Here is a 23126-nt window from a genome sequence, read left to right as displayed (position 1 = left end):
TCGCGGAAAGATTCTCACCGTTTACCGCCACGTCGCGCGGCCTGTCGCGCCCGTCGCTTCCGCCCCGCCGCATACTGCCTGCTGGTGTACCACCCGTAGCCGATGTAGATGGCGCCGTAGCTCACCGCCAGCACCACCAGCCCACCCACCACCATCACGATCCAGTGCGATCTTGCAGATGTCTCGGCCGTGACCGCGGGATGGCAGAACAACGTAACTGCAAGTGCAATCCCACCCACCACCACCGCTCCGGCGAGCAAGATGACGAAAGACCGGTTCGTCAAGGACCATCGTTCTTGCCGGCTCGGCGGCCGGTCGTGGTCCGCGATGAACCGACTGCCCGCGGCACTCGCCGCGAACATCGGCGCCAGCAACGTCACACCCCAGGTCGCAGCGCCGCCGAATACTGCGGCCACTGCCATCACGACAGCGCCCATCACCACTGACATCAGGGCGCAATAGCCAGCGAACAACACCAAATAACTCCGCATGAGTTCATGATGACGCATCAACGATCCGGGATCACACACAGGCTGTCAGGCGTCTTCGGAGTGATCCGAGTTGCGACGTCGGCAAATCGTCGTGCCCCCAATTCTGGTGCCGTAGAGCAGTTTTCGGCCGAACGGACGACACCGAACAGAGATGAATGGACCGAACGACCGATATCGGCGATATGCCCGAGGCGGTTAGCGTCGCACTGCTCTGTTCACCGTGACGTTCCCTCGAAGGAGAACTCGTGCCCTCTCGCACCGTGCGCGCCCTCTGCGCCACCGCCCTGTCCGCAGCCGCTTTGGCCGTCGCCGCTCCCGGTCTGGCCCAGGCCGACGGAACCCAGGACCCGGCCTATAGCCACCCGCCGACCTCGACGCCGAACGACGACCGTGGCGCGGCACCGCTCAACGAGCAGCGTGCCCCGCTTCAGCAGTGCCCGGGAGGTGCGGCGGACGGCACCTACAGCGCAAAGCCCTCGTACTTCCCCATCGGACTGGGCCACAGCGGTCCCACGACCTTCACCTTCTCCTTCGACGCCTACTCGATCCCCGACAAGTTCGACATCCTCTATGAGGGCAAGCAGATCTACACCACCGGCTGGCAAGGCTCGGAAAGCCAGAACAACAACCGGCACCAGCTCGCCGGCGATGGAGACGACAGCGTGCGGGTCACGCTGCCCGCCGGCCGATCCAGCACGATCGAGGTGCGGGTCAACACCGACGACACCGGAACGGCATGGGAATTCTCGGTGTCGTGCCCCAGCTGACGCCCCCGCAACCGGTGAGTTCACAACCACCGTCGCGCCGGTGCCAGTGATCGCCATATTCGCGACGTGTGCGTGGCAGTGATCCGGTCGAGAACTGCGGTCAGCGACAACTGCGAGGCCGCGACCGGGAAGGCGACGACCACGACCGACAGCAGCACCATGATCGGGTACTCGCCGATGAGTTGATCCGCGGACCAGTACGTCATCAATGTGAACACCGAGCCAAGCGCTGCCGGAAGGGTGAGCACACCGAGGACGAGAACGACTCCGAGCGCCGTCTCGAGTGCGGGCATCACGAACCCGAACAGGGTGGTGGTGTGGCTCAACACGTGGTCGGAGAACGCGGTGAAGTACGACGGAACACGCGGATTCGACGCCGCGCTTTCGACGACGAGTCCGATGTCGGCGGAGCCGAATCCCGCTTGGTATTTCAGCAAGCCCTCATGGAGCCACAGCACACCGAGCGCCACCCGGACCACGGTTGCCGGCAACCAGCCCAGCACCTGGCGGGTGGCGCTCATGACAGCGAGGCGGCACCGAAGACCGCTTTGGCCTTGTCGCAGTGGATGACCACGTCGCGATACATCGCGGTGTCGACCCCGGTGACCATGAAGGTCTGGGAGGCAGCGTCGTAACGGACCGGACCGATCTGCTTACCCGCGCCGACGGCTGCCTCATCGGTGCCGTTCGTCAGATAGAGGTGGAGGTCCGGGCCTTCGTCGGAGGAGAATCCCGTCAGCACAACGCTGTCTCCGTTGACAGTCACCTTGCCGGAGACGTTCTTGCCGTTCATGCCGGCGAAGGTGCCACCGCGGGAAGCCCCCATCGGCTGCGACATCGACATCGTCGAGCTCATCGACATCGACGAACTGCCGGCGGGTGCAGCCGTCGTCGATGAGCCCGAACTGTCACACGCGGAGAGCACGAGCGTGCCGGCGGCCAGTGTTGCGGCACAGAGCCCGGCGAACTGGGTTTTCTTCATGGGGATCCCTTTCGTGTACTTCGCGGAGTCATTCGGTCGGCGTCTTGCGTGTGCCGATGTCGTCGTCTATGGATGACGACTGAGCCGAACGTAGTGAGCGACACCGGCCTTGCGGGAGAAGATTTCAGCACCGTAAGAGTTGTCCGGACCACCGTGGTCGGCGAACGCACTACGCTCGGTGCGGTGAATGCAGGAGCCGAGATCATGGTCGTCGAGGACGACCCCGCGGTACTCGTCGCGGTGGGTGACTTCCTGCGTGCCGCCGGGTTCACCGTCCACCAGATCGCCGACGGATCGCGAGCCAGCGACGTGTTACGTTCGGCAGCACCGGATCTCGTGGTTCTCGATCGCATGGTGCCCGGAGTGGACGGCGATCAGCTCTGTCGCCAGATCCGCGCGGACATCCCACTGACGCCGGTCATCATGCTGACAGCACTCGATTCGGTGGATGACCGTATCGCCGGACTCGAATCCGGCGCCGACGACTACCTCGCCAAACCTTTCGCGTTGCGCGAGTTGCAGTTGCGGATCGACGCCCTGCTGCGCCGTAGTCATGGCCGCCAACCGATCTCGGCGTTCTCGAGCGGGCCTTTCGGGGTCGATCCCGCGCGGCGTCGGGTCTTCCGCGATGGCCGCGAAATAGCGCTCACCACAAGGGAATACGAGCTCCTACTGTTCTTCCTTCAGCACCTCGACACCGTGTTCTCACGCGGCGACATCCTGCGTGAGGTCTGGGGCTGGGCGTTCGGCGACGCCTCCACGGTGACCGTTCATGTGCGACGGCTTCGAGAGAAGATCGAACCGGAGCCACGCTACCCGCGTCACCTGCTCACCGAGTGGGGCGCAGGGTACCGATTCACCGTGGCCGGCGACCGATGATGGGGTTGACCTACCGCGACGTGCTGACGGTGATTGCGATCGCCGCAGTGTGGACGATCGCCGTGTCCGTGCTGGCACTGGCTGCGATCCGACTCGGCCGGCGTGCCTCCATCACCGCGCAGTTCGCCGTCGTCGTGTTGACCGCCCCCGTCGCGATTGCCGGGTCGGTGATCGTCATCGCCGCGGAAATGTATGTGTCACATCACGATCTACAGGTATTGATCTGGGTCGTCGCCATCTCCAGCGCCATGAGTGTGCTCGCGGCGGTGGCCGTCGGACGGATCGCCCGCACGTCGATGAGCACTCTTCGCGACACGGCACGCCGTGTCGGCGACGGCGAGATCGTGTCCATCGAGGCAGGAGCGTCACGCGAGATCTCCGAGGTCTCGGCGCAGCTGGCCGACACCTCGGCGCGGCTTGCCGAGGCACGCGCCGAAATCGAGCGACTCGACGCCTCGCGCCGCCAGTTCTTCGCGTGGATCTCGCACGATCTGCGGACCCCGCTGACCGGGATCCGGGCTCTCGCCGAGGGGCTGGAGGAGGGCGTCGCCGACAAGCCCGTGGAGTACCTCCGGGCGATCCGCACCCAAACCGACACCATGAACCGGCTGGTGGATGATCTGTTCGAGCTGTCTCGGCTACGCAGCGGCGCGCTGGTGCTCCGGTGCGAGTCGGTCGAGTTGCTCGACATCGTCTCCGACGCAGTGGCGGACGTGGCACACCTGTCCCGCGCTCGCGGCATCACCATCATCCAAGCCGACATCGCCGGGCACATGGTCTGGGCGGATGCGCACGAACTCACCCGGGTGGTGGTCAATCTCCTCACCAACAGCGTCAAACACGCCCCGGCGGACTCGGAGATCCTCGTCTCCGCGGACTGCGTCGAGGACGGTCACCTCATCCTCTACGTCCTCGACCACGGCGACGGCGTCGCCACCGAGGACCTCGGCCGGATCTTCGAGGTCGGGTGGCGGTCCGAGCGCGCCCGCACACCCCACGACAGCGGCGCCGGGGCATCGGCAGGAGCCGGGCTCGGACTGGCGATCGTGCACGAGATCGTCCGTGCCCATGGCGGCGAGGTCAGCGCCGAGAACGTCGACGACGGGTTCCGGCTCGCCGTGGCACTCCCGACGCTCAGAGCAGCACCGTCGCCGTGATCGCCCCGGCGCAGGCGACAGCAACGATGCCGAGCACGAACCAGTCCCGCCGATGCGGTCGGGATGGGTAGGCGGTGAGGCGGCCGGTGCCGCCGCGCGCGGTGATCGCCTCGGCCATCTCCTCGGCACGACGCAGTGCCGAACTCATCGCCGCGACCACCATGTCGATGATGCCCATCTCGGCGGCCGGGTGTCCGGAGTCGGCCGGCGCGGTCGGTCGCAGCCGGTGTGCCGCGCGCAGCAGACGTAGCTCCTCGATGAGCATCGGCAGGCCACGTAGGCACAGCGCGATCGAGACGGCCCACTCGTCGACGGGCAGCCGCAGCCATCGCAGCGGGCGCATCAACGTCGCGATCGCGGGGGCGACGTCGGCCAGCGGCGTCGTCCAGATGACCAGGATGGAGGTGGCGACCAGCACCAGGCCCAACGCGGTGGCCCGCGCGAACACGACCACAGCGGCAACACTGACCGCGGCATTGACGGCCGCTCCGAGGAGCAACAACCCCCAGAACCACCACGGCGGTCGGGGAATCGCGCCCAAGGGGATGCCGGCGATCAGCGCGGTGATCACCAGCACCGCGGCGACCATGCCGAGTGCCGGCCACGACGGCAGCACCCAGGTCATCACGCTGAGCACGAGAACCACGAGGAGCTTCGTGCCCGCCCACAGCCGGTGGATCACCGAGTCGCCGGGCACCTGACGTAAGGGCACCGTACGCATCGTCATTCGTGAGACCTCTTTCCGCGGAACAGCGTCGGCCGGGCGGCGTCGGTCACCTCGGGCTCGTGCGGGTTGATGTCGAGCGCGGGACCATCGTCGACGTGGTCGGTGCCGCCTTCGGTGAGGACACCGCGCACCAGGTGGACGCGGCGATCGCACACGTCACCGAGGGAGGCGAAGTCGTGGGAGATGATCACGATCGTCATACCCGCCCGCCGCAATCCGGCGAGCACGCCGATGACCTCGGTGCGAGCGCCGGGGTCGAGACCGGCCAGCGGCTCGTCGAGGACGAGCACCTCCGGCCGGCGGGCCAGCAGACCAGCCAGCACCACCCGGCGCATCTGACCGCCCGAGAGTGAGTCGGTGCGGGCGGCGGCGATCGAACGCGGCAGTCCCACCGACTCCAGGGCCCGCGCCACCTCGGTGGTACCGACCTTCTCACCGCCGGCGGCCATGATCTCCTCGCCGACGTTCTGCTTCTGGATCTGCAGGCGCGCGTGCTGGAAGGCCAGCCCCACCTCACCGACCTTGCCGGTGACCTTGGCCCAGTCACCGTCGTCGGAGAGTTCGCACGTGCCCTCCGACGGCGCGATGAGTCCGGCCATGATCCACGCGAGAGTTGTTTTCCCCGAACCGTTTCCACCGACGATCAGCAGGCCGTCACCACGATCGACCGTCAACGACACTGCACTCAGGGCCCGTACCTCCCACGGCGAACCCGCGAGATAGGTGTGCCCGACGTCGGTCAGCCGCAACAGCGGCGCGCGATGGCCGATCGCGTGGGTCTCACCGACGGTCTCCGGCCGCGCCTCGCCGCCCGGTCCGGCGGCGGGGAACCACGTCGGCGATTCGGGGACCGCCCGACCGTCGACGATGTGCACGACGCGGTCGGCGGCCGAGGCTTCCGAGGCACGGTGGGTGATCAACACGACGGCGACGCCGCGGGTGCGCGGCAACGCGGTGAGCAGCGCCATGATCTCCTCGCGGCCCTGCGGGTCGACCATCGAGGTCACCTCGTCGGCGATGAGCAACGCGGGATTGCGGGCCAACGCCCCGGCGATGGCCAGGCGCTGCTGCTGACCGCCGGACAGATCCGAGGTCTCGCGTTCACCGAGGCCGGCCAGTCCCACCTCGGCGAGCAGCGCCTCGACGTCGACGTCGGCGCCCGCGGGCAGACCCCAGACGACGTCGTCGGCGACCCGGGAGCCCAGCATCTGCGTCTCCGGGCGCTGCAACACCATGGCGGTACCGCCGAGGCGACCGAGGCCCGCAGCACCCGGACGGGTCAGGGTGCCCGCCGAAGGATGTCGTCCGGCCAGGATCTTGGCCAGCGTCGACTTGCCCGAGCCGTTGGCGCCGACGACGGCGATGAACTCGCCCGGCTCGATGGTCATGTCGATGCCGCGCAGGATGCGCCGACCGACGGGTTCGTAGGAGAACTCGACGTCGCGCAGGGTCATCGGCAAGGGAGCGATGACGGTGTCGTCACCGATGGTGACCTCCGCGTCACCGGCGTCGAGGGTGTCCTCGCTGGGCACGTCGGAGAGCCGCTCGATCACCGCGCCCAGAATCCACCAGGCCACCACGATGGTCAGGAAGGTGCCGACCGCCCCCGACACCAGAATCCACAACCACCACCAGTCGACGATGCTGGTGCGGAAGCTGGTGAGTCCGTGGGCGATTCCGTCCCCGATCGACGGGATCTTCCCGATCCACCGGGCCGCGCCCTCGAGGGAGTTGGACAACGCGGCCAGCACCAGCTCGCGCAGGGGCTTGAGGATCAGCAGGATCAGCACGGTCACCGCGGCCACGACGGGCGCCACGATGGTGGCCGCGGCCAGCATCGCCGGCACGCCACGGCCGCGTCGTTTGAGTTCGCCGATGATGCCACCGAGGACCGCCGAGCCGAACACCGACAGCGCGGCACCGCTGCCGGCCATCGCGAAGGCCACCCCGGTGGTCGCGACCGCCGCCGCGACGGTGGCGCGCGGACGCGTCCGGGCGGCGATCAGGGCCAGCGGCACCGGGGCGAGTACGCGCACCGCACTGGCGAGTGGGATGACCGCGGCGATGACGACGGCGGCCACGGCCAGCCCGCCGAAGATCGCGATCGAGGCTATTTCGACCGGGCGCAGCGGTCCGCGGGGTGCACTCGGCTTCCCCGCCGAAGGTGTCTCGGTCTTTCTTCGCACCCCACCAGTGTGCCTGGACGTGCTGGGCAGCCCGCCGCGGCGTCGGCGCACACGGTCCGCAACAGGCTGTGAACGCGAAGTGTAAAAGTACCGTCACATCCCGGTGATTCGAGTTGTCGCGGCGCTGGGAAGGGTGGATATTTTCTTCACCGGTTGTTCGCCAGCCGGTTCAGTAGTACCTCGTCAGGAGGGAGTCACCATGCAGTCCACCGCGATCGGACTCACGCCGGTTCACCAGGAAGGCGAACTCAACGGCATCCTCATCTCCGGCCGCTGGCCGGAATCGACCCTCGAATGGACCCAGACCCTGGTGGCCTCGGTCCGCATCGCCTGCCGGCCCGGATTCCTGCCCACCACCACGATCTTCGGCGTCGTCGAGGAACGACCCGAGGAGGCCGCCGACGACGCCGTCGGAATGATGGTCGCCGTCGGCAACGTGGTCGACGACAGCTTCCTGGAGGCCGGGCGCTTCCTCACCAATCCGCCTGCCCTGCTGATGCTGCACCCGCCATCACGGACCCGTCCGTCGTTGCCGGAGTGTTCGCAGGTGGCCTCGGGGTGCGTGCTGCTGCCCGGACTGCCCGAACTCGGTCTCGAGCACCGCGCCGGATGGGCCGAGGCCGAGGCCGACGGGACCGTGGTGAACCTGCGCAATCAGGTCGGAATCGACCCCGGCGCCGACCCGGACACCGCGGTGCTGGCGATGCTTCTCGCAGCGTAAGCCGCCCAAGCTTCCCGCGCTGCCGTCCGGATCGGTTTTTGAGGGTACCCAAACTTTCGGTTTTGTGCCCCCTACCTGCGGAAATACGGCCGCGCGAGACGTTGCGGGCGGCACTGAGGTCTGGCTAACGTGCCCCTCATGATTGCTGCCCTCCTGGTGAGCTTCGGCGTGATCTTCGTCGCCGAACTCGGTGACAAGTCGCAGCTGATGGCCATGACCTACGCCCTGCGCTACAAGTGGTGGATCGTTCTCGGTGCCATCACCGTGGCGACCACCGCCGTCCACGCGGTGTCGGTGTTCTTCGGCCATTTCCTGGGTCTGTCGATCCCGTCGGACATGCTGTCGATCTGCGGCGGCCTGGCGATGCTGATCTTCGGCCTGTGGACGCTGCGCGGTGACGACCTCGACGACGACGAGAAGACCAAGGCCGACCGCGTCGGCGCCTCGATCTTCCTGGCGGTGATGTCGTCGTTCTTCCTCGCCGAACTCGGCGACAAGACGATGCTCGCGACCATCACCCTGGCCACCGACAACGACTGGGTCGGCGTGTGGATCGGTTCGACGATCGGCATGGTCGCCGCCGACGCCCTGGCCATCGTGGTGGGCATGCTGCTCGGTAAGCATCTGCCCGAGCGCGTCATCTCCCTCGGTGCCGCGGTGCTGTTCTTCGTCTTCGCCGGCTGGCTGCTGTTCGAGGGCCTCACGGCGGCGAGCACCCCGGTCGTCATCGGGACCGTGACCGCGGTGGTCGTGCTCATCGGCGTCGGCTCGGTCTACATCCGCCACGTCCATCGGCGGCGCCGGGCGAACGAGGCGGCCCAGGCGCCCGAACACCAGGTGGCGGATCAGCAGGGGCCCGATCAGCACATGGTCGATCACACACCCGATCAGCCGAGTAGCACCGACGGGTCCCGATAGCCAGTCGGCCACGACATGTCCTAGGGTGTTCGGGAAAAATGTCCTAGGGTGTTCGGGAAAACACCGAACGAACGATCGGCCAGGGATGTTCGACCTCTGGCCGGACCCGAAAGGACATGAAAGATGGACGTCTCCGGCTCCTCCGTCATCGTCACCGGCGCCGCCTCCGGCCTCGGTGCGGCCACCGCGGCCCGCTTCGCCGCCGCCGGCGCCGAGGTCTTCGGCCTCGACCTGCAGGCGGGTATCGACAAAGCCACCGAAGACGGCGCGCCGGGCGGCGTGAACTTCATCGCCACCGATGTCACCAGCGAGGACGAGGTGTCGGCGGCCATCGACACCATCGCCGAATCGGGCGCCCCGCTGCGCGTCGCGGTCAACTGTGCCGGTGTCGGCTGGGCGTCGCGCATCCTGAGCAAGAAGGGCCCGCACGATCTCGATCTGTTCCGCAAGATCATCGACATCAACCTGGTCGGCACGTTCAACGTGATGCGGTTGGCCGCCAACCGCATGCAGCAGGAACCGGCGGTCGGCGACGACGGCGCGCGTGGCGTCATCGTCAACACCGCGTCGGTGGCCGCGTTCGAGGGGCAGATCGGTCAGATCGCCTATGCCGCGTCCAAGGGCGGCGTCCATGCGATGACGATCTCGGCGGCCCGTGATCTCGCCCAGGTCGGCGTGCGCGTGTGCACGATCGCGCCGGGCACCATCAAGACCCCGATGCTCGCCGGGATCACCCCGGAGTTCCAGAAGACCCTCGCCGAGGGCATCCCGTTCCCGCAGCGTCTCGGCGAACCCGACGAGTACGCCCAACTCGCCGAGTTCATCGTCGCCCACGACTACCTCAACGGCGAGACGATCCGGATGGACGGCGCACTGCGCATGGCTCCGCGCTGAGCACTGTTCGACCCTCGGGGCCGGTCAACGCGCAGCGTGCCGGCCCTGAGGGCTTTCCTGTGAATCTTCTTCCGTGACAAAGTGTTCCGGGCGATTGGGCGCGTCGGTGTCGTAGTCCTCGACGTCGGGCAGGGCCGCGACCGCCGCGGACAGCTCCAGCAGCGGGGCCGCATCGCCCTCGAGACCGTCGTCGAGCGCGGGCAGCAGGGCACGCACCGCCCCCGATCGAACCCCCTCGGTCTTGCGGCGCTCGACTGCCATCCGCACCATCCCGGCACGAACATCGACACCCGCATAGTCGAAGGCGTCGGAGAGGAACGGGCTCAGTTGCGCAAGCGCGTCGCGGATCTCGACCACCCGGCGATGCAGCAGCGCCGTCGGCGACATGCGTCCGGGATCGGGCAGAACCACTTCGGGCACCGCGTCGGTCACCAGATCCCACAACGGCAACAGGTCCTGCGCGGCCCGACGGCGCCGACGATTCGCGGTGAGTCCCTGCCACTTCGAACGCAGCATCGGGAAACTGATCCCGAACAGGAACCCGACGACACCGAGCACCTCGAGCCATCGGCTGGTGGTCAACAGCCACGACGCATCGATCACGCCGGTCGCGTTGCCGAGCACGTAGACGATCTGCACGACCGAGCCGATCGCCAGCAGTCCCAGCCCGGCGATCAGCAGGATCAGCGCGGTGCGCATGTACCCGTCGGCGTGCGTCAGATACTTGGCGACGCTGCGCACGCAGGCGAAGAACCCATACGCCAGATAGCCGCAGGCGATCAGATAGAACAGCGCGTAACCCCAGTTGGTCAGCGTCCAATGACTCAGTGACGCATCGCGCATCTCCTCGGGCACGAACGACAGGCTCACCTGCAGCCCGATCAGCGCGGCGACGAGTGGGATGGCCTCGACGCCGGCACGCCGTTCCCGGGTCACCGAGCGGCCGGGATAGAAGAACACGACGATCAGGGCGGCCACGCCCAGCGCCAGCAGGCCGTACAGGACAACCCGCGAGGCCCCGGCGAACAACCAGTCGTCGAGGGTGTGCGCGACCGAGTCGTTGTCGACGACGAAGGCCAGGGTCAGCGCCGTGACCGCCACCGTCATGGCGAAGGCCTGCAAGCCACCGCCGTGCCGACGGAGTTGGTCGATCCGCCAGCACAACGCCGCGGCGAAGATGACCAGCGCGAGCACGTTGATCACCGCCGGCGCCGTCAGCCATCGCGTGGCGAGGACCTCGGCGGCCAACGGATGCACCGACATCACAGCCACCCCTTGTGGCCTCCGAGAAGGCGCTGCAGCCCGCGGATCTCCGGGTCGGCGGAACTGTGCCCGACGCCGTCGCTGGCCTTGGCCGCCCACGTGAGGATCATCGACGCCAGGGTCTCGGCCTCACGTTCGCGGTCGTCGTCGTAGCAGGTACCGCGCAGTGACGAGTCGGCGTCGGCGGCGCTGAGCCCGGCGAGCACCTCCGGCATGCTCGCGAGCATCTGATGACCGGCGACGAGATGCGCGAACTCGTGGATGACGATCTGATCGCGATGCCAGCGCGTGGTGTTGACCTGGTGGAAGAAGTAGTCGGCGTCTTCGGCGGCCAGCCACACCCCATTGGGCACCCCCGCCGGAAGCGGGTGTGCGATGAGGCGGATCGGCCGTCCCCTGCGTTCGCCGAAGCGGTCGCAGAGCTGGTCGACGTCGAGCGGCAGATCGAGTTCGAGCGGGGCGAGAACCGAACGGCACAGCGACCACATCTCGCGGGAACTGCGCATCGGACACCCCTCCTCGTCGTGGCGGAGCGGGCCGCGGCGACGACGGAGATCAGTCCTCGATCTCCTTGCCGCCGACGACGCGCAGCCGCGCATCGGCCTGCTCTTCGGTCAACCCCGCTGCCACGATATCCGGCGGATCCTTCGGCAGCCCCTGCTGCTCGCGCAGAACCTTGATGAGCTCGTTGACCACGGTCACCGAATCGCTGGACAGACCGGCCAGACGAAACGCCGCGAGCTGCACGTTCGTGTCGGCTTGCAGGCGCATCAGGTCGATCTCGTCGCGGGTGCGTTGGGCCGCCCGATCCTCGAGGAAGTAGTGCACGTCCACGCCGAACGCGGCCGCGATCCCCTCGACGGTACGGAACGACGGCGACTTGGCCTTACCCGAGCGCAACTGGCTCAGGTAGGACTCGCCGAGTCGGAATCCGCGCTCGGTCGATCGCGCCGCGATCGCCTTTGCGCTGTACGCGCGGCCGTTGGGCCCCGGTACCGTGCGGAACAGCTCTTCCAATCTGCGCGCGAACAGGCCGGGGTCGGTGTCGACCGGCTTGTCTTTGTCGAGCGCCCCCGTCGTCGAACCCGCGGGCCGTTCATCGCCTCGTGACGTCATACCTTCTCCGAAACCTGAAACTTGCATTTGCAAACATTAAAGACCGTAAACCCGAGATTCCGCAACGGCAGCTATCATCAAATTTTGCACGGCCGCGTCCTCGGGAACTACTTCAGCCGCACAGCCAGCACTCCTGAAGCTTTTGTGGTGTTGATCACAGTCAATGTGACAGGGGTCCATTGGCCGTGATCAGTCTGTGATCCTACAGACACAGATCGGTGAATACGAGGCAAACACGGCCGCGCGGGAATTGATGGATCACTCAGAAATCGGGAGATCCACCCGACGACAGCAGGAGAGACCAGCGATGGGACGGCACCGCACACCGACGCCGCGTCGGCATCGACGTGTGCCGTTACTCACGCTGCTCGCCACGCTGATGCTGATGGTCGGCACCGGGGTCGGGGTGGCCGTTGCCACGCCGCCAAGCGGGACCGGCCCCACCGGCGGCGGGATCTGGTTCACGTGCTGCTCACATACGCAGCCGACCGGAAGCCAGCCGACGACCCCACCTACGACGTCAGACGACCCGCCGTCCTCCACTACGTCTCCCGGCAGCAGCGCTGTGGTCCCTCCTCACCCCGCACCGACCTACACGCCACCGACCGTGTCGACATCCACCTCGTCGTCGGGCAACGTGGTGAACCCGCAACGTGAGCGTCCCCGGCCGACGGCCACTGCACCCGCACCCGCGGCACCCGCCGCGCCGGTGCCGCCGGTCGTGCCCGTCGCACCACCTGCCGCAGGTGCGGGTGGTGCGGGCGCGGTTCCCGGGACATCCGCTCCGCACACCGGCCGATCGACACCGAATTCCATCCCGGCGGCGTCTCCCGCGCCGGGCGCACCCGCACCGCGCGCCACCACACCACGGCCGGTCTCGACGGCTCCGCAGGCGGCTCCCGCCGCGGAACCGAAGGTCACCCTCGCCGGCGTCGGCGGCTTCTTCCGCGACATCTCGCCCGGCCTGTTGCTACTGCTCGGTGCCGTCGCGCTCGTCGGCACCGGGCCGTTCCTCGACGCCCTGCGTTCGACGCGCCTCTGACCGTCGACGCAGCGTCAACAGCTCTTCTTGATAGGGGACGCGCCGGGCGAGGTCGGGATCGGTCCAGTCACCGTCCATCCATTCCCGCAAGACCTTGGTGGCGAGCACGTCGTCCTCGTTGTAGGCCAAGAGCCGATCACGTTGGGAGAGATCGAGTTCGGTGGTGCCGAGCGCGACAGCCGCCTTGTACCAATCCATCGACGCGGCGCCGCCGGCCTCGTCGTCGCGCCAGGTGAAACCGGCGACGGGAGCGACCTTCTTCAAGCCTTTGCCCTGCGGGCACACGAAATTCGCGCTCACCGCCTCATAGATGTCGACCCACTCCGACGAATCGATGAACGCCTGGACCTCGGCGCGCGTGGGGACACCTGGTGCGCCGGCGAACCGATTGGCCGAGGAGAGCAACCACCGGTTCTCGGCCTGCTGCGAATAACAGTAGGCGGCAAAGGTTTTCCCGCTGTCGTGCGCGGCCTGCCGTTCGGCTTTCAGCCACGCCCAGAACTCGGCGAATGAGCGGGCCTCGTCGGCGGTCGGGAGTGGGTGCCAGGTGACGAAGGGCCGATAGCGCACCGGCCGGTCGCGGTCGACGTTGTCGGTGAGCAGCGTGCCCCATAGGTAGGCGCCGTCCTCGCCGTAGCTCTCCATGTCGACGTCGACCTCCACGTCGGCCCGCTGCACCAGGGGTCGCTCGACCCGGCGCACCAGGGGCACATCGGTGAGCCAGGCGATCGCGTTGACCACGGCGTCGTCGAAGGCCACGTTCGACGGCCACGACTGCGGCGCCGGCCCCTCGTACCGGGCGAGCTGGTCGACGGTCCGGATTCCCGCCTCGGTCAGGGTGTCGGCCTGCCCCGAGGAGACCACGAGGCTGATGTCGCGGCGCGCCTCGAGTTCGGGACCACATTTCTCCCACCACGGGCAGCTGCGGCACTCGGAGACCCGGCGCGGTGCGGTCAGCACCGACCCCGCGGCGATGGCCTGTCGCCGCTCGAACACCGACCGGTAGTCGGGCAGCGTCGTTCCGATGCGGTGCACGACGATGCAATCGATGTCCAGGCCGATCACCCCGGCGCACAGGTCCGGCTCGTCATGCGTCGGGGCCAGCCCTTCGTCGAGCAGCATCTGGGTCAGATGGGCCAGCCGCAGCTGGTCACGACGGTGGTTGCGGATGGTGCGGTGCGGGTCGGGGGTCGGCAGCCATCCCCACAGCGGGCTGGTCAACAGCGCCACCGTGCCCTCGGCGGGCGCACCGCGTCGCGGCTTGGCCGGATAGGACGCCCGATGATTCACCACGATGATCGGGAGATAGCCGTCGTCGACGCGGACGAGAAGTTCCGAATGTCCCCGGCGACCATGGTCGGGGTCGATCGGCAGCGTCGCATTCCAGATCCAGTGCGCACCCTCGTCGCATGCCTGCAACGTCCGCGCCGCCCGCTGTGCCGAGGAGCCCGGGCCGACGGTGACGAACGTGTTCGGTTCCTGGTCGCTGTGGATGGCCCGCAGCAGGTCACGGACACGATCCCGATGCAACGCCGCAGCCTCGGTGCGACGCGCGGCCTCGGGTGTCTGCGGACGGTCTCGGGTCATCTCGGGGTGCGCGGAATCCAGGGCGAGGCGATGCTCGCACCCGGCGAGGTCCCGGGCGTGCAGCAGGCTCACCACCGTCGTCGTCACCTCCTGCAGTCCCCGGTTGTGCGGTATCGCCCGTCACAGTCTGTTTCCGAGCCTATGTAATGCTTGTGTCGGTGGGTTCACCATCGCGGTCGCGCGCGTCATGTCGCGATCGTGTAGGTGGACTCGTACAGGTGGACAAAGACTCGGCAGTCCCAGCGAAAGGTGCCCCGATGGGTGTGTTCTCGTCCGACGGTAGAAGCCGTGCCGAACGGCGGGCCGAGGCCAAAGCACTCAAGGCCAAGGCGAAGCTCGAGGCCAAGTTCGAATCCAAGGATCGCCGCAAGGCCGCCAAGGAACGCCGCAAGGCCGAGCACAAGCTGCGGGGCAAAGAGCTCAAGGTCGAGCAGAAGACTGCGAAGAAAGCCGCCAAGGCCGACCGCAAGGCGAGCAAGGCGCAGGTGAAGGTCGCGCAGGCCGAAGCCAAGACGGTGGCCGCGAAGGCGAAGGCTGCCGCCGACGCCAAGCCTTACAGCCCGGCGAGCGTGCGCCGCTATCTGACGGTCGGCCGGCTCGTCGCACCGATCGTCGCGCCGGTTGTGTATCGCGCCGCGGTGGCCGCACGGGGTCGGTTCTCGTCGATGCAGGCCGAACGGGTCGGCGTCGCGCCGGACGTGCTGCGTCAGTTCTCCGGACACGGTGCGAGCCTCGCCGCGCGGATTGCCACCGCCCGCACCTCCCTGGACAAGGTGGCCGCCCAGGACACCACCGCCGATGCCAAGGCCTTCGTTGACGCGATCGGCAAGCGTCTGGACAACCTCGCCATCGCGGTGGACGCCGCCGAGGCGATGGCGTCGGGACAGCGTCGCACCGCGCACCGCGCGATCGAGGACGAACTCGGGGCGATCGACGCCGACATCCTCGCGAGGCTCGGCGTCCGGTCCTGAGCAATGTCGGGCGCCGGTGACGGCGTCGTGAGACGGCGTGGTGCTGTGTCCGGGGTGTCCGTGTCCGGTGTGTGTCATGTCTAGGATTGGTTTCGCCACGTCAGCGACATGCGAGGGAGCGACCGCACCATGACCGACCCGGACCCGAACAAGGCGCGCCCATCGTCCGACGGCCGGACGGCCGGGAGTGGCGAGCCGGAAACGGGTTCCGGCGCGGCCGGTCACAGCACACCGGCCAAGAAGGTCGCGAAGAAGAGCCCCGCGAAGAAGGCACCCGCCAAGAAGGCTCCGCCGAAGGCCGCTGACGCCGAGGAAACCGCCGCCGACAAGGCCGCAACCGACAACCCGGCGGCCACGAAGACCCCCGCGAAGAAAGCGCCCACGAAAAAGGCGCCGGCAAAGAAAGCCGCGGCGAAGAAGTCCGCCCCGAAGAAGGCCACCGCCGAGAAAGCCCCAGTGAAGAAGGCGCCGGCGAAGAAGGCGCCGGCGAAGAAGGCGCCGCCCACCAAGCGGCCGTCACCGAGCGCGGGCACCGCGCCGGCCAAGAAGGCGCCACCCAAGTCGGCTCCCCCGTCACCTGAACCGGCACCCGAGCCGACACCGGCCCGTGCCGCTGTCGAACCCGAGCTTCCCTTCGACGAGCCGGCCGCCGCCGAACCCACCACCGAAGCCGTGGCGTCCACCCCCTCGGCTTCCGAGCAGCCTGCATCCGCAGAATCCGACAGCGCCGCGGAATCCCACAGCACGGCGATCGTCGACGTCGTCGCCGAATCCGATGCTCAGCGAGCCACTTTCGCGCAGCTGCGCGCCGGCGCCCCCACGGAGCTCCCCTATCCCGTTCGTGTGCCGGTCGTCGTCGGCGGCGGCCTACTCGCCGTCCTACTGCTCCTCATCGAGGTACTTCGGCATCGGCGGAGCTGACCGACCATGGCCGCGGTTCGGTGCCTGTGGTGCGTAATCGCCGTGGGCGCTCTGGCATTCGTGATCTGGGCGGCGTATCAGCCGGTCGGTTTCGTGTCCCTGGGATGCGGCAAGGGCGGCGTACTGGAGGAGACGGGCACCCGACCCGGTGCCACGTGCGCGGATACGACCTTCTCCGCGCTCGGACCGTGGCCGTTGATCCAATTGGGTCTGGCGCTCGCCCTGCCCCCGATCGTGGCGGCGATCGTCATGCGGTGTTGGGTCTCGTGGCTGGTGGTCCCGGTGATTCTCGTCGTAGCCTTTGTCGGCCTTGCTAATTGGGCCTTCTTCTGGGGGTTGCTCACCCTCGCCGGGGTGCCGATGGCCGTCCTGTCGCTCATCATCGCCGGTGCACATCTCGGCGTGAAAGCGCTACAGGACTCGGAACGCACACGCGCCGACAGCACGGGGTCGCTTGGAGAGATCCTGCGGCGAGCGTAGTCGCGGAGGGGAGCTAGCAGCGCGGAGCCGAAACCAGCATCGGTACAAGCGATCTCGCGGCTCTCCGCCTGGCGGCTCATCATCCCCCCGATCACAGCGAAAGCCATACCCACTACCACACCCCACCGACAGACAACTGCCGCCAGCCCACCAGCCAAACCTGTTGTCCACAAGCACCTTTCCTTCCACACAATCCGGTGCAACGGGTCCCGGGGCCCGGCGTCTGCGGCGCCGTGCACCTCGACCATCGGGTGGGGAGTGTCCGATCGTCGGATGGGGAGAGCATCAGCATCATTCGAGGGGATCGTCGTCCCCCGCTGGTCGAGGTGCGAGCCGCGTGCGGCGAGCCTCGAGACCACCCGCGCCGATGCTGGATTCGGGTCACGGTGGACCGGGCACCCATCGGTGCAACGGTTCTCGGGGCGGGACGGCCATCGGGACGGAAGGGCCGAACGTCATGAACCGACGGGCGGGTGCAAGCCGCGACCGCGAATACAGTTTCCACCGAATTGGGCCGAAAACCCCGAAAATCGGGGTCGGATACCCGCTCCGGTGGAAGTTGTATTCATATCAACCGCGACCATCCACTGAAGGCAAGTTCCACCAGCGCGGCGCCGGCGACTCAGGCGATGCGAGCGAGGATCGCCTCGGCCACCTGTTCCGGGCGGCGTTGCGGAATCCAGTGGTCGACTCCTTCGAGGACGATGAAGTCGTAAGGGGCGTCCACCATCTGGGCGCAACCGCGGGCGCCGGCCCGGGACAGGTAGACGTCTCCGTCGCTCCAGATGTGGGTGGTCGGCACCGTGACCTTGCGGTTCATCAGTCCGCGATCGCCGTACTTCAGTGCGCGATACCAGTTGAGTCCGCCGGTCAGTGCACCGTAGTCGATGATGTCGGTCTGCAGCTGCTCGGCGAAGCCGGGCGGACCGAATCGTGCCGCCCTCGGGTTGGACATGCCTTTGCTCAGCGCCCATTCCGCGAATCCCGGGATCTGGAACACTCCCATGTACCACGACCGCAACAGCTGACCACGCGGCATCGCGCGCAGATAGGCCCCCGGATGCGGAACCGCGAGTGCGGTCAGCGTGGCGACACGATCGGGATAGTCGGCGGCGACGGCCCACGCCACTCCCGATCCCCAATCATGGCCCACCAGATGAATTTTCGGTGCGTCCAGCGTGTCGGCCAAGGCAATGACGTCGCGGGCGAGCTCGGAGATCCGGTAATCACGGACGGCGGCCGGACGCGCCCGCGGGGAGTATCCGCGCTGATCAGGGGCGACAGTGCGGTAGCCGCGCTCATTCAGGATCGGGGTGACCAGGTTCCAGCACGCGGCGCGTTCGGGAAATCCGTGCAGCAGCACGATCGGGATGTCGGCTCCCGGCACCTCCCCCGACCCCACACGACCGGAGTCGATCACATCGAAAACATATCCGTCCCTGCCGAATTCACTGATTCTTCCGGTCTCGCCGGTATTGCTGTCGTCCGTCATCATGCCTCCCGTCCAGGACCGCCGAAGCCGTTCCGGCGGCAGCGCACTGCTCGACAGTAGCGCGTCCGGCGCTCATCGAACCCGCTCACCGTTCGCTGCCCCCGGTCCGTTCGGTCCGGACGTAGGTGGCCGGGGGTTTCCCGACGATGCGACTGAACGCGCGCGTGAGATGCGATTGGTCGCTGAATCCCAGACGCACCGCCGTGTCGGCCCAGTCGACGTCTCCACCCGCATTGGCGATCGCAGCGACATCGAGTATCCGGAACCGCTGGATGACCCACTTCGGTCCGATGCCCACGTACTCACCGAACTGCCGCTGCAGCGTCCGCAAACTCACGCCCGCCTGTGCGGCGAGTTGCTCGGCACGAGTGATGGACGGGTCGTGTTCGGCCGCCTCGGCGAGCGCGGCAACCTCGTCGATCACCGGGTCGTCGACGGGATCACGCTCGGCGAGCCACCGGACGGCGATCGTCACCAACTCGTCGTCGCCCACGTCGGGGTCGAGGAGTTGCCGCGCAACCTCACGGTCATCGACGCCGAGCACGTCGGCCACCGTGCGCACCGATCGGGTCCACGCACTCACCGGACCGTCGAGAAATCCCCGAAATCCACCGGCACGGAAGGCGATGCCGAACACCTGGCCGTCGTCGGTGAGCGTCCGCGAAAACCTGCTCTCCCCCACGCCATGCACCCAGAGCCTGCCGTCCTCGGCCGCCACGTGCACCACGGGTTGCGGAATGACCTGCTGCTCATGAATTTCGACGGTGGACCAGCGCACGATCCAGAAGTAGTCGACCCAGCGAGCGAGATCGGCAGGCGCACGCAGACGCGACACCCGGAACGGCATCGCGGCGGCAGGCCCGATGATCGCCCGTGGCCCGCGGCCCAGCACGGGCTGCGTGGTGAAGCCCTCGTTTCCGTCCTCGCTCATCACAACCAGTGTCGAACCGATGTCGCGTTTGTACAAGACCACACCCGCACCCCAACCGCACCCTGGAGCCATGAGCACCTCATCGACTTCCCGGACACACTCCGTCACAGCCACATTCCAGGTCATCTCGTGGAACGAGGAGAAGATCTACACCACCGACGACCGCACCGTCGAGATCAGCGGCGTCACCTACCCGGCGCGGGGGTTCAGCCGCGCCGACGTCGCCTACTCCTACCAGGGTGACGTCACCGGCACGGGCACCCTCGCCTACCTGCTCACCTACATCGAGGGCGCCGACGCCCCGACTGCGGGCTTCGAGGCGTTCGAGGGATCGATCGATGGCCACGAGGGCAGTCTCGTGCTGCGGCACAACGGTTTCCACAACGCCACCGGCGTGCACGAGACCGTCGAGATCGTCGAGGGCCTCGGCACCGGCGGTCTGGCAGCCATGCGCGGACACGCCGAGATCGACCTGGCCGGCCACAGCGACGACGGCTACCCGATCACCTTTCACTACACGATGGAATGAGCAATCCACCCGGGCCCACCAGCACGGCAGCCGCGACCGATTCGGTCGCGGCTGCCGTGGTCTGGCGGGCGTGGTCTGGCGGGCGTGATCAGACCGAGGGGATCAGATCAGCTTGTACACCGTCTGCCCGCCGACGGTCATCGCGGTGAAGTTCTGCGACACCCAGGTCGAGATCTCCGAATTGCCGCCGGGACCGCCGCCCGATCCGCCGATGTAGTAGGCGATCTTGCCCTCCGACACCATCTTCTTGAATTCGTCGAGCGTGGGCGCGGGGTCGTTGCTCCAGCCGCCGATGGCCATCACCGATTTGCCGGTCGCGATCTCGATCCCCGACGCCGACTGCGATCCGTTGGTCGCCGCCGCCCAGGTGGTGCTGGTGGACTGCAGTAGCTTGACCAGATCGCTGTTCGACGACACGTCGCCACCGAAACCGCCCATGCCACCGCCACGTCGTCCCTGCTGATCCGAACCGTTCTGGGCCGAACCGTTCTGGGCCGAACCGGTTTGGGCCGAACCGTTCTGGGTCGAACCGTTGTGGGACGTGGTCCCCGACGGCGGGGTTCCCTGGGTACCCTGCGTCGACCCGTGCTGCCCACCTCGTCCGCCGAAGCCACCGAAGCCGCCCATGCCACCGGGTCCGCCCATGCCGCCACCGGCCGAGGAGGTCTGCACCGCGGTCGGGATCGACCCGCTGTGTGCGGTGGTCGCGGTCGCGATCGAAAAGGCTGCGGTACCACCGAATCCGGCGAGTGAACCCGCCAGCACCGAGGCGGCCACGACCTTCTTCAGGCCCAGCACGCTTCCGGCTATCACACCGATCACGGCGACGACGGCCACCACACCGATCAGCCATCGGCACCACACCGGACCCCAGTCGTTGCGATTGAGCAGCACGATGGCCCACCATGCGGCCAGCCCGATCATGGCGGCCATCGCGATTCGTCCGTCCCAGTGCGCCCGCCGACGCCACGCGAACACCGATCCCAGACCGACGAGCGCGCCGATCGCCGGGGCCAGCGCCACCGTGTAGTACGGGTGGATGGTGCCGCTCATGTAGCTGAAGATCATCCCGGTCACCAGCAGCCAGCCACCCCAGGTGACGATGGCGCCGGACTCGACGCGGTCAACACCGTTGCGGTAGTTGAAGATCGGGAAGCTGCGGATCATCAGGTACACCCCGAAGGCCACCACGAACAGCGCCACCGGCAACAGCCAGGAGATCTCGTTGCCCATCTCCGAGCCGAACAGTCGATTCAGACCCGTCGAACCGCCGAAGGAGCCGCCGGCCTGCCCGCCACCGGGACCACCGCCACCGCCCGGGCCGTTACCGCCACTGATGCGACCCAGCCCGTTGTAGCCGAGCACCAGATTCATGAACGAGTTGTCGGTGGAGCCCCCGATGTAGGGCCGCGAGCTCGCCGGGACGAGGATCGTGACCAGCACGAACCAGCCCGCCGACACCACCAGCGCCACCGCTGCGAGCAGCAACTGCCCGATCCGCTTGAGCCAGCCGTTGTTCGCGAACAGCAGGTAGGCCAGCGCGAATGCCGGCAGCACCAGCAGGCCCTGCATCATCTTGGTGAGGAACGCGAAGCCCAGCGCGACACCCACCAGGGCCAGCCAGCGGCCAGAGTTGGTCGCGATCGCCCGCGCCGTGCAGTAGGCCGCGGCCACCATCAACAGCACCAGCAGCGCGTCGGGGTTGTTGAAGCGGAACATCAGGGCGGCCGCCGGGGTGAACGCCAGCACGGCGCCGGCGATGAGGCCGGCCGCGGTGCCCTGGCGGGGATCGGCGATGACACGGCGCATCGTCGCGTACATCAACGCGACCGACGCGACGCCCATGATCGCCTGCGGCGCGAGCACCGCCCAGGAGTTCATCCCGAAGATCCGCACCGACAACCCGGTGACCCATAGCGAGGCCGGCGGCTTGTCGACGGTGATGAAGCTCGACGGATCCAGCGCGCCGAAGAACCAGGCACGCCAGCTCTGCGACCCGGCCCAGGCGGCCGCGGCGTAGAAGGTGTTGGCGTAGCCGCTGGCCGAGAGGTTCCACAGATAGAGAACTCCGGTGATGGTCAGCAAGCCGGTCAGGCTCAGCTTGCTCCACGGCATCGGTCGCCCGGTGCGCCGATGGCTCGGTGGGGCGGCGTCGTCGGATGGCGGCGACGAACTCGGCCGATCCAGAATTGCGGTCATCATTCCTCCTGTCGCGAGACCTTCACGTCTCGCCGTTGCTCACTGCGTGTGTTGCCGGGTGGACGTACGCCGGGCGATCCGCCCCGCCAGTGCACTGGCCTCGTTCATGGCAGCGCACTGCATCGGGTTCAAGAATGATGTCCGGTTCTCCACCCCGACTGGACGACGACTGGGAGAAGCCTGTGAGCATGCGAGCGGTGTTGGGTTGCTCACACTTCGTCGTTACCTGGGCTTTCGCGTTTGTCAAAACCGTTACCGAAGCGAATTGTGGAAGGTGAATGTGTTCGCGATCGCGAGGTAATGATGGACAACCGGATGTCGTATCGGCGGAGGGCCGCGTATCTACCGTGGTCCCACAATCCGTTGATGCGACGCGGCGATCGGATGATCGCCGCCGCGGTCGTCGCATCCGTCGTCATCCTTCTCCTGGCGATCCCACTGAGCGTGTGGGCGGCCGATGCCACCTATCGCTCGGTCACCGACCGCGCCGACGCCGCGATCCCCATCTCCGCCACGGTCGTCAGCGTCTCCGATTCGGATCCGACCGCCGTCGAGACCACCGCCACCGTCTCGTGGCGCAATTCCTCGGGCGTGCACACCGATTCGACGTCGGTGCCCCGCGGCACCAAGGACGGCTCCACCACCCCCGCATGGACCACCGCGGACGGCACCCGGCTCCAGGATCACCCCGGCCCCACCGAACGCGTTCTGGGTGCGGTCTGGGTGGGTGTACTGGCCTGGTGTGCGATGTTCGCGCTGGTGATGAGTGGGGTCACCCTGGTTCGACGCCGGGTCGCGCGCATCCACGACGTTTTGTGGGACCGTGAGTGGTCGCAGGCGGGCAACGCCAACGGCTGGGCGTCTCGCTGACCC

24 protein-coding genes are annotated in these 23126 nt (G+C 67.6%); 12 read left to right on the top strand and 12 right to left on the bottom strand.

Annotated elements, in window-relative coordinates; all coding sequences use genetic code 11:
* Nucleotides 1-14 precede the first annotated feature (14 nt).
* Nucleotides 15-491: an ABZJ_00895 family protein gene (locus AC5ZH6_RS01700; protein WP_020172699.1), complete on the bottom strand. Its 477-nt coding sequence runs from the start codon at nt 489-491 to the stop codon at nt 15-17.
* A gap of 245 nt (nt 492-736) precedes the next feature.
* Between AC5ZH6_RS01700 and AC5ZH6_RS01695 the strand changes: the two genes are divergently transcribed.
* Nucleotides 737-1258, top strand: a complete 522-nt coding sequence (locus AC5ZH6_RS01695; RefSeq protein ID WP_006369157.1) for a hypothetical protein — start codon at nt 737-739, stop codon at nt 1256-1258.
* Nucleotides 1259-1278: 20 nt separating this feature from the next.
* On the opposite strand, the gene AC5ZH6_RS01690 is transcribed toward AC5ZH6_RS01695, so the two are convergent.
* Together AC5ZH6_RS01690 and AC5ZH6_RS01685 are read right to left on the bottom strand one after the other, a co-directional pair.
* On the bottom strand, nt 1279-1779 hold the full coding sequence (locus AC5ZH6_RS01690; RefSeq protein WP_006369156.1) for a DoxX family membrane protein: 501 nt from the start codon (nt 1777-1779) through the stop codon (nt 1279-1281).
* Nucleotides 1776-2240 (bottom strand): DM13 domain-containing protein, encoded by a 465-nt coding sequence (locus tag AC5ZH6_RS01685; protein ID WP_496168283.1) that lies wholly within the window; start codon nt 2238-2240, stop codon nt 1776-1778. Before AC5ZH6_RS01685 ends, AC5ZH6_RS01690 begins: the two co-directional genes overlap by 4 nt.
* A 204-nt stretch (nt 2241-2444) precedes the next feature.
* Between AC5ZH6_RS01685 and AC5ZH6_RS01680 the strand changes: the two genes are divergently transcribed.
* Together AC5ZH6_RS01680 and AC5ZH6_RS01675 are read left to right on the top strand one after the other, a co-directional pair.
* Nucleotides 2445-3119 carry a response regulator transcription factor gene (locus AC5ZH6_RS01680; protein ID WP_006369153.1) on the top strand — a complete coding sequence of 225 codons (675 nt, stop codon included), beginning with the start codon at nt 2445-2447 and terminating at the stop codon, nt 3117-3119.
* The gene (locus AC5ZH6_RS01675; protein WP_006369152.1) at nt 3119-4276 is read left to right on the top strand and encodes a sensor histidine kinase; all 1158 of its coding nucleotides are present in this window, start codon (nt 3119-3121) and stop codon (nt 4274-4276) included. The genes AC5ZH6_RS01680 and AC5ZH6_RS01675 overlap by 1 nt, the downstream gene beginning before the upstream one ends.
* Here AC5ZH6_RS01675 and AC5ZH6_RS01670 read toward each other — a convergent pair.
* Both AC5ZH6_RS01670 and AC5ZH6_RS01665 read right to left on the bottom strand, forming a co-directional pair.
* Nucleotides 4254-5003, bottom strand: coding sequence for an energy-coupling factor transporter transmembrane component T family protein (locus AC5ZH6_RS01670; RefSeq protein ID WP_006369151.1), 750 nt, complete (start codon nt 5001-5003; stop codon nt 4254-4256). The two genes, AC5ZH6_RS01675 and AC5ZH6_RS01670, sit on opposite strands and share 23 nt — an antisense overlap.
* Complete coding sequence (locus AC5ZH6_RS01665; RefSeq protein WP_035727487.1) at nt 5000-7189, bottom strand: ABC transporter ATP-binding protein; 2190 nt, start codon at nt 7187-7189, stop codon at nt 5000-5002. The genes AC5ZH6_RS01670 and AC5ZH6_RS01665 overlap by 4 nt, the downstream gene beginning before the upstream one ends.
* A gap of 199 nt (nt 7190-7388) precedes the next feature.
* Here AC5ZH6_RS01665 and AC5ZH6_RS01660 point away from each other — a divergent pair, with 199 nt between their 5' ends.
* From AC5ZH6_RS01660 to AC5ZH6_RS01650, 3 genes are all read left to right on the top strand, one after another.
* Nucleotides 7389-7910, top strand: a complete 522-nt coding sequence (locus AC5ZH6_RS01660; RefSeq protein WP_006369149.1) for a hypothetical protein — start codon at nt 7389-7391, stop codon at nt 7908-7910.
* A gap of 138 nt (nt 7911-8048) precedes the next feature.
* Nucleotides 8049-8828 (top strand): TMEM165/GDT1 family protein, encoded by a 780-nt coding sequence (locus tag AC5ZH6_RS01655; RefSeq protein ID WP_496168281.1) that lies wholly within the window; start codon nt 8049-8051, stop codon nt 8826-8828.
* A 123-nt stretch (nt 8829-8951) separates the two neighbouring features.
* Nucleotides 8952-9722, top strand: a complete 771-nt coding sequence (locus AC5ZH6_RS01650) for an SDR family NAD(P)-dependent oxidoreductase (RefSeq protein WP_496168280.1) — start codon at nt 8952-8954, stop codon at nt 9720-9722.
* Between the two features lie 24 nt (nt 9723-9746).
* Here AC5ZH6_RS01650 and AC5ZH6_RS01645 read toward each other — a convergent pair whose 3' ends face one another.
* The 3 genes from AC5ZH6_RS01645 to AC5ZH6_RS01635 are packed head-to-tail and all read right to left on the bottom strand — an operon-like array spanning nt 9747 to nt 12101.
* On the bottom strand, nt 9747-10985 hold the full coding sequence (locus AC5ZH6_RS01645) for an MAB_1171c family putative transporter (RefSeq protein ID WP_496168278.1): 1239 nt from the start codon (nt 10983-10985) through the stop codon (nt 9747-9749).
* The gene (locus AC5ZH6_RS01640; RefSeq protein WP_020172712.1) at nt 10985-11491 is read right to left on the bottom strand and encodes a hypothetical protein; all 507 of its coding nucleotides are present in this window, start codon (nt 11489-11491) and stop codon (nt 10985-10987) included. Before AC5ZH6_RS01640 ends, AC5ZH6_RS01645 begins: the two co-directional genes overlap by 1 nt.
* A gap of 49 nt (nt 11492-11540) precedes the next feature.
* Nucleotides 11541-12101 carry a helix-turn-helix transcriptional regulator gene (locus tag AC5ZH6_RS01635; RefSeq protein ID WP_006369144.1) on the bottom strand — a complete coding sequence of 187 codons (561 nt, stop codon included), beginning with the start codon at nt 12099-12101 and terminating at the stop codon, nt 11541-11543.
* Between the two features lie 307 nt (nt 12102-12408).
* Here AC5ZH6_RS01635 and AC5ZH6_RS01630 point away from each other — a divergent pair, with 307 nt between their 5' ends.
* Complete coding sequence (locus AC5ZH6_RS01630) at nt 12409-13143, top strand: hypothetical protein (RefSeq protein WP_496168276.1); 735 nt, start codon at nt 12409-12411, stop codon at nt 13141-13143.
* Here AC5ZH6_RS01630 and AC5ZH6_RS01625 read toward each other — a convergent pair.
* Complete coding sequence (locus tag AC5ZH6_RS01625) at nt 13072-14817, bottom strand: TM0106 family RecB-like putative nuclease (protein ID WP_496168275.1); 1746 nt, start codon at nt 14815-14817, stop codon at nt 13072-13074. The two genes, AC5ZH6_RS01630 and AC5ZH6_RS01625, sit on opposite strands and share 72 nt — an antisense overlap.
* 170 nt (nt 14818-14987) lie before the next feature.
* Between AC5ZH6_RS01625 and AC5ZH6_RS01620 the strand changes: the two genes are divergently transcribed.
* From AC5ZH6_RS01620 to AC5ZH6_RS01610, 3 genes are all read left to right on the top strand, one after another.
* The gene (locus AC5ZH6_RS01620; RefSeq protein WP_006369142.1) at nt 14988-15701 is read left to right on the top strand and encodes a DUF6474 family protein; all 714 of its coding nucleotides are present in this window, start codon (nt 14988-14990) and stop codon (nt 15699-15701) included.
* Between the two features lie 129 nt (nt 15702-15830).
* Complete coding sequence (locus tag AC5ZH6_RS01615) at nt 15831-16622, top strand: hypothetical protein (RefSeq protein ID WP_496168273.1); 792 nt, start codon at nt 15831-15833, stop codon at nt 16620-16622.
* 42 nt (nt 16623-16664) lie between these two features.
* The gene (locus AC5ZH6_RS01610; protein WP_244421123.1) at nt 16665-17102 is read left to right on the top strand and encodes a hypothetical protein; all 438 of its coding nucleotides are present in this window, start codon (nt 16665-16667) and stop codon (nt 17100-17102) included.
* A 622-nt stretch (nt 17103-17724) separates the two neighbouring features.
* Here the strand turns inward: AC5ZH6_RS01610 and AC5ZH6_RS01605 are convergent.
* Together AC5ZH6_RS01605 and AC5ZH6_RS01600 are read right to left on the bottom strand one after the other, a co-directional pair.
* Nucleotides 17725-18597 carry an alpha/beta fold hydrolase gene (locus tag AC5ZH6_RS01605; RefSeq protein ID WP_006369139.1) on the bottom strand — a complete coding sequence of 291 codons (873 nt, stop codon included), beginning with the start codon at nt 18595-18597 and terminating at the stop codon, nt 17725-17727.
* An 82-nt stretch (nt 18598-18679) separates the two neighbouring features.
* Nucleotides 18680-19525, bottom strand: a complete 846-nt coding sequence (locus tag AC5ZH6_RS01600; RefSeq protein ID WP_138944089.1) for a helix-turn-helix domain-containing protein — start codon at nt 19523-19525, stop codon at nt 18680-18682.
* Nucleotides 19526-19595: 70 nt separating this feature from the next.
* Between AC5ZH6_RS01600 and AC5ZH6_RS01595 the strand changes: the two genes are divergently transcribed.
* Nucleotides 19596-20054 carry a DUF3224 domain-containing protein gene (locus AC5ZH6_RS01595; protein WP_006369137.1) on the top strand — a complete coding sequence of 153 codons (459 nt, stop codon included), beginning with the start codon at nt 19596-19598 and terminating at the stop codon, nt 20052-20054.
* A gap of 102 nt (nt 20055-20156) precedes the next feature.
* On the opposite strand, the gene AC5ZH6_RS01590 is transcribed toward AC5ZH6_RS01595, so the two are convergent.
* A complete protein-coding gene (locus AC5ZH6_RS01590) occupies nt 20157-22253 on the bottom strand; it encodes an ArnT family glycosyltransferase (protein WP_035727589.1) in 2097 nt (698 codons plus the stop codon).
* 300 nt (nt 22254-22553) lie between these two features.
* On the opposite strand from AC5ZH6_RS01590, the gene AC5ZH6_RS01585 reads away from it, so the two are divergent.
* Nucleotides 22554-23123 (top strand): Rv1733c family protein, encoded by a 570-nt coding sequence (locus AC5ZH6_RS01585; RefSeq protein WP_035727481.1) that lies wholly within the window; start codon nt 22554-22556, stop codon nt 23121-23123.
* The last annotated feature ends 3 nt before the right edge of the window (nt 23124-23126 follow it).

This window comes from Gordonia sp. YC-XJ4 (assembly GCF_059511865.1).
This window is presented reverse-complemented; position numbering and strand designations above follow the sequence as displayed.

Coding starts and splice junctions, on each gene's coding strand:
- AC5ZH6_RS01700 (WP_020172699.1), bottom strand. CDS start 491: ATGCGGAGTTATTTGGTGTTGTTCGCTGGCTATTGCGCCCTGATGTCA.
- AC5ZH6_RS01690 (WP_006369156.1), bottom strand. CDS start 1,779: ATGAGCGCCACCCGCCAGGTGCTGGGCTGGTTGCCGGCAACCGTGGTC.
- AC5ZH6_RS01685 (WP_496168283.1), bottom strand. CDS start 2,240: ATGAAGAAAACCCAGTTCGCCGGGCTCTGTGCCGCAACACTGGCCGCC.
- AC5ZH6_RS01680 (WP_006369153.1), top strand. CDS start 2,445: ATGGTCGTCGAGGACGACCCCGCGGTACTCGTCGCGGTGGGTGACTTC.
- AC5ZH6_RS01675 (WP_006369152.1), top strand. CDS start 3,119: ATGGGGTTGACCTACCGCGACGTGCTGACGGTGATTGCGATCGCCGCA.
- AC5ZH6_RS01670 (WP_006369151.1), bottom strand. CDS start 5,003: ATGACGATGCGTACGGTGCCCTTACGTCAGGTGCCCGGCGACTCGGTG.
- AC5ZH6_RS01660 (WP_006369149.1), top strand. CDS start 7,389: ATGCAGTCCACCGCGATCGGACTCACGCCGGTTCACCAGGAAGGCGAA.
- AC5ZH6_RS01655 (WP_496168281.1), top strand. CDS start 8,049: ATGATTGCTGCCCTCCTGGTGAGCTTCGGCGTGATCTTCGTCGCCGAA.
- AC5ZH6_RS01650 (WP_496168280.1), top strand. CDS start 8,952: ATGGACGTCTCCGGCTCCTCCGTCATCGTCACCGGCGCCGCCTCCGGC.
- AC5ZH6_RS01645 (WP_496168278.1), bottom strand. CDS start 10,985: ATGTCGGTGCATCCGTTGGCCGCCGAGGTCCTCGCCACGCGATGGCTG.
- AC5ZH6_RS01640 (WP_020172712.1), bottom strand. CDS start 11,491: ATGCGCAGTTCCCGCGAGATGTGGTCGCTGTGCCGTTCGGTTCTCGCC.
- AC5ZH6_RS01635 (WP_006369144.1), bottom strand. CDS start 12,101: ATGACGTCACGAGGCGATGAACGGCCCGCGGGTTCGACGACGGGGGCG.
- AC5ZH6_RS01630 (WP_496168276.1), top strand. CDS start 12,409: ATGGGACGGCACCGCACACCGACGCCGCGTCGGCATCGACGTGTGCCG.
- AC5ZH6_RS01620 (WP_006369142.1), top strand. CDS start 14,988: ATGGGTGTGTTCTCGTCCGACGGTAGAAGCCGTGCCGAACGGCGGGCC.
- AC5ZH6_RS01615 (WP_496168273.1), top strand. CDS start 15,831: ATGACCGACCCGGACCCGAACAAGGCGCGCCCATCGTCCGACGGCCGG.
- AC5ZH6_RS01605 (WP_006369139.1), bottom strand. CDS start 18,597: ATGATGACGGACGACAGCAATACCGGCGAGACCGGAAGAATCAGTGAA.
- AC5ZH6_RS01600 (WP_138944089.1), bottom strand. CDS start 19,525: ATGAGCGAGGACGGAAACGAGGGCTTCACCACGCAGCCCGTGCTGGGC.
- AC5ZH6_RS01595 (WP_006369137.1), top strand. CDS start 19,596: ATGAGCACCTCATCGACTTCCCGGACACACTCCGTCACAGCCACATTC.
- AC5ZH6_RS01590 (WP_035727589.1), bottom strand. CDS start 22,253: ATGACCGCAATTCTGGATCGGCCGAGTTCGTCGCCGCCATCCGACGAC.
- AC5ZH6_RS01585 (WP_035727481.1), top strand. CDS start 22,554: ATGATGGACAACCGGATGTCGTATCGGCGGAGGGCCGCGTATCTACCG.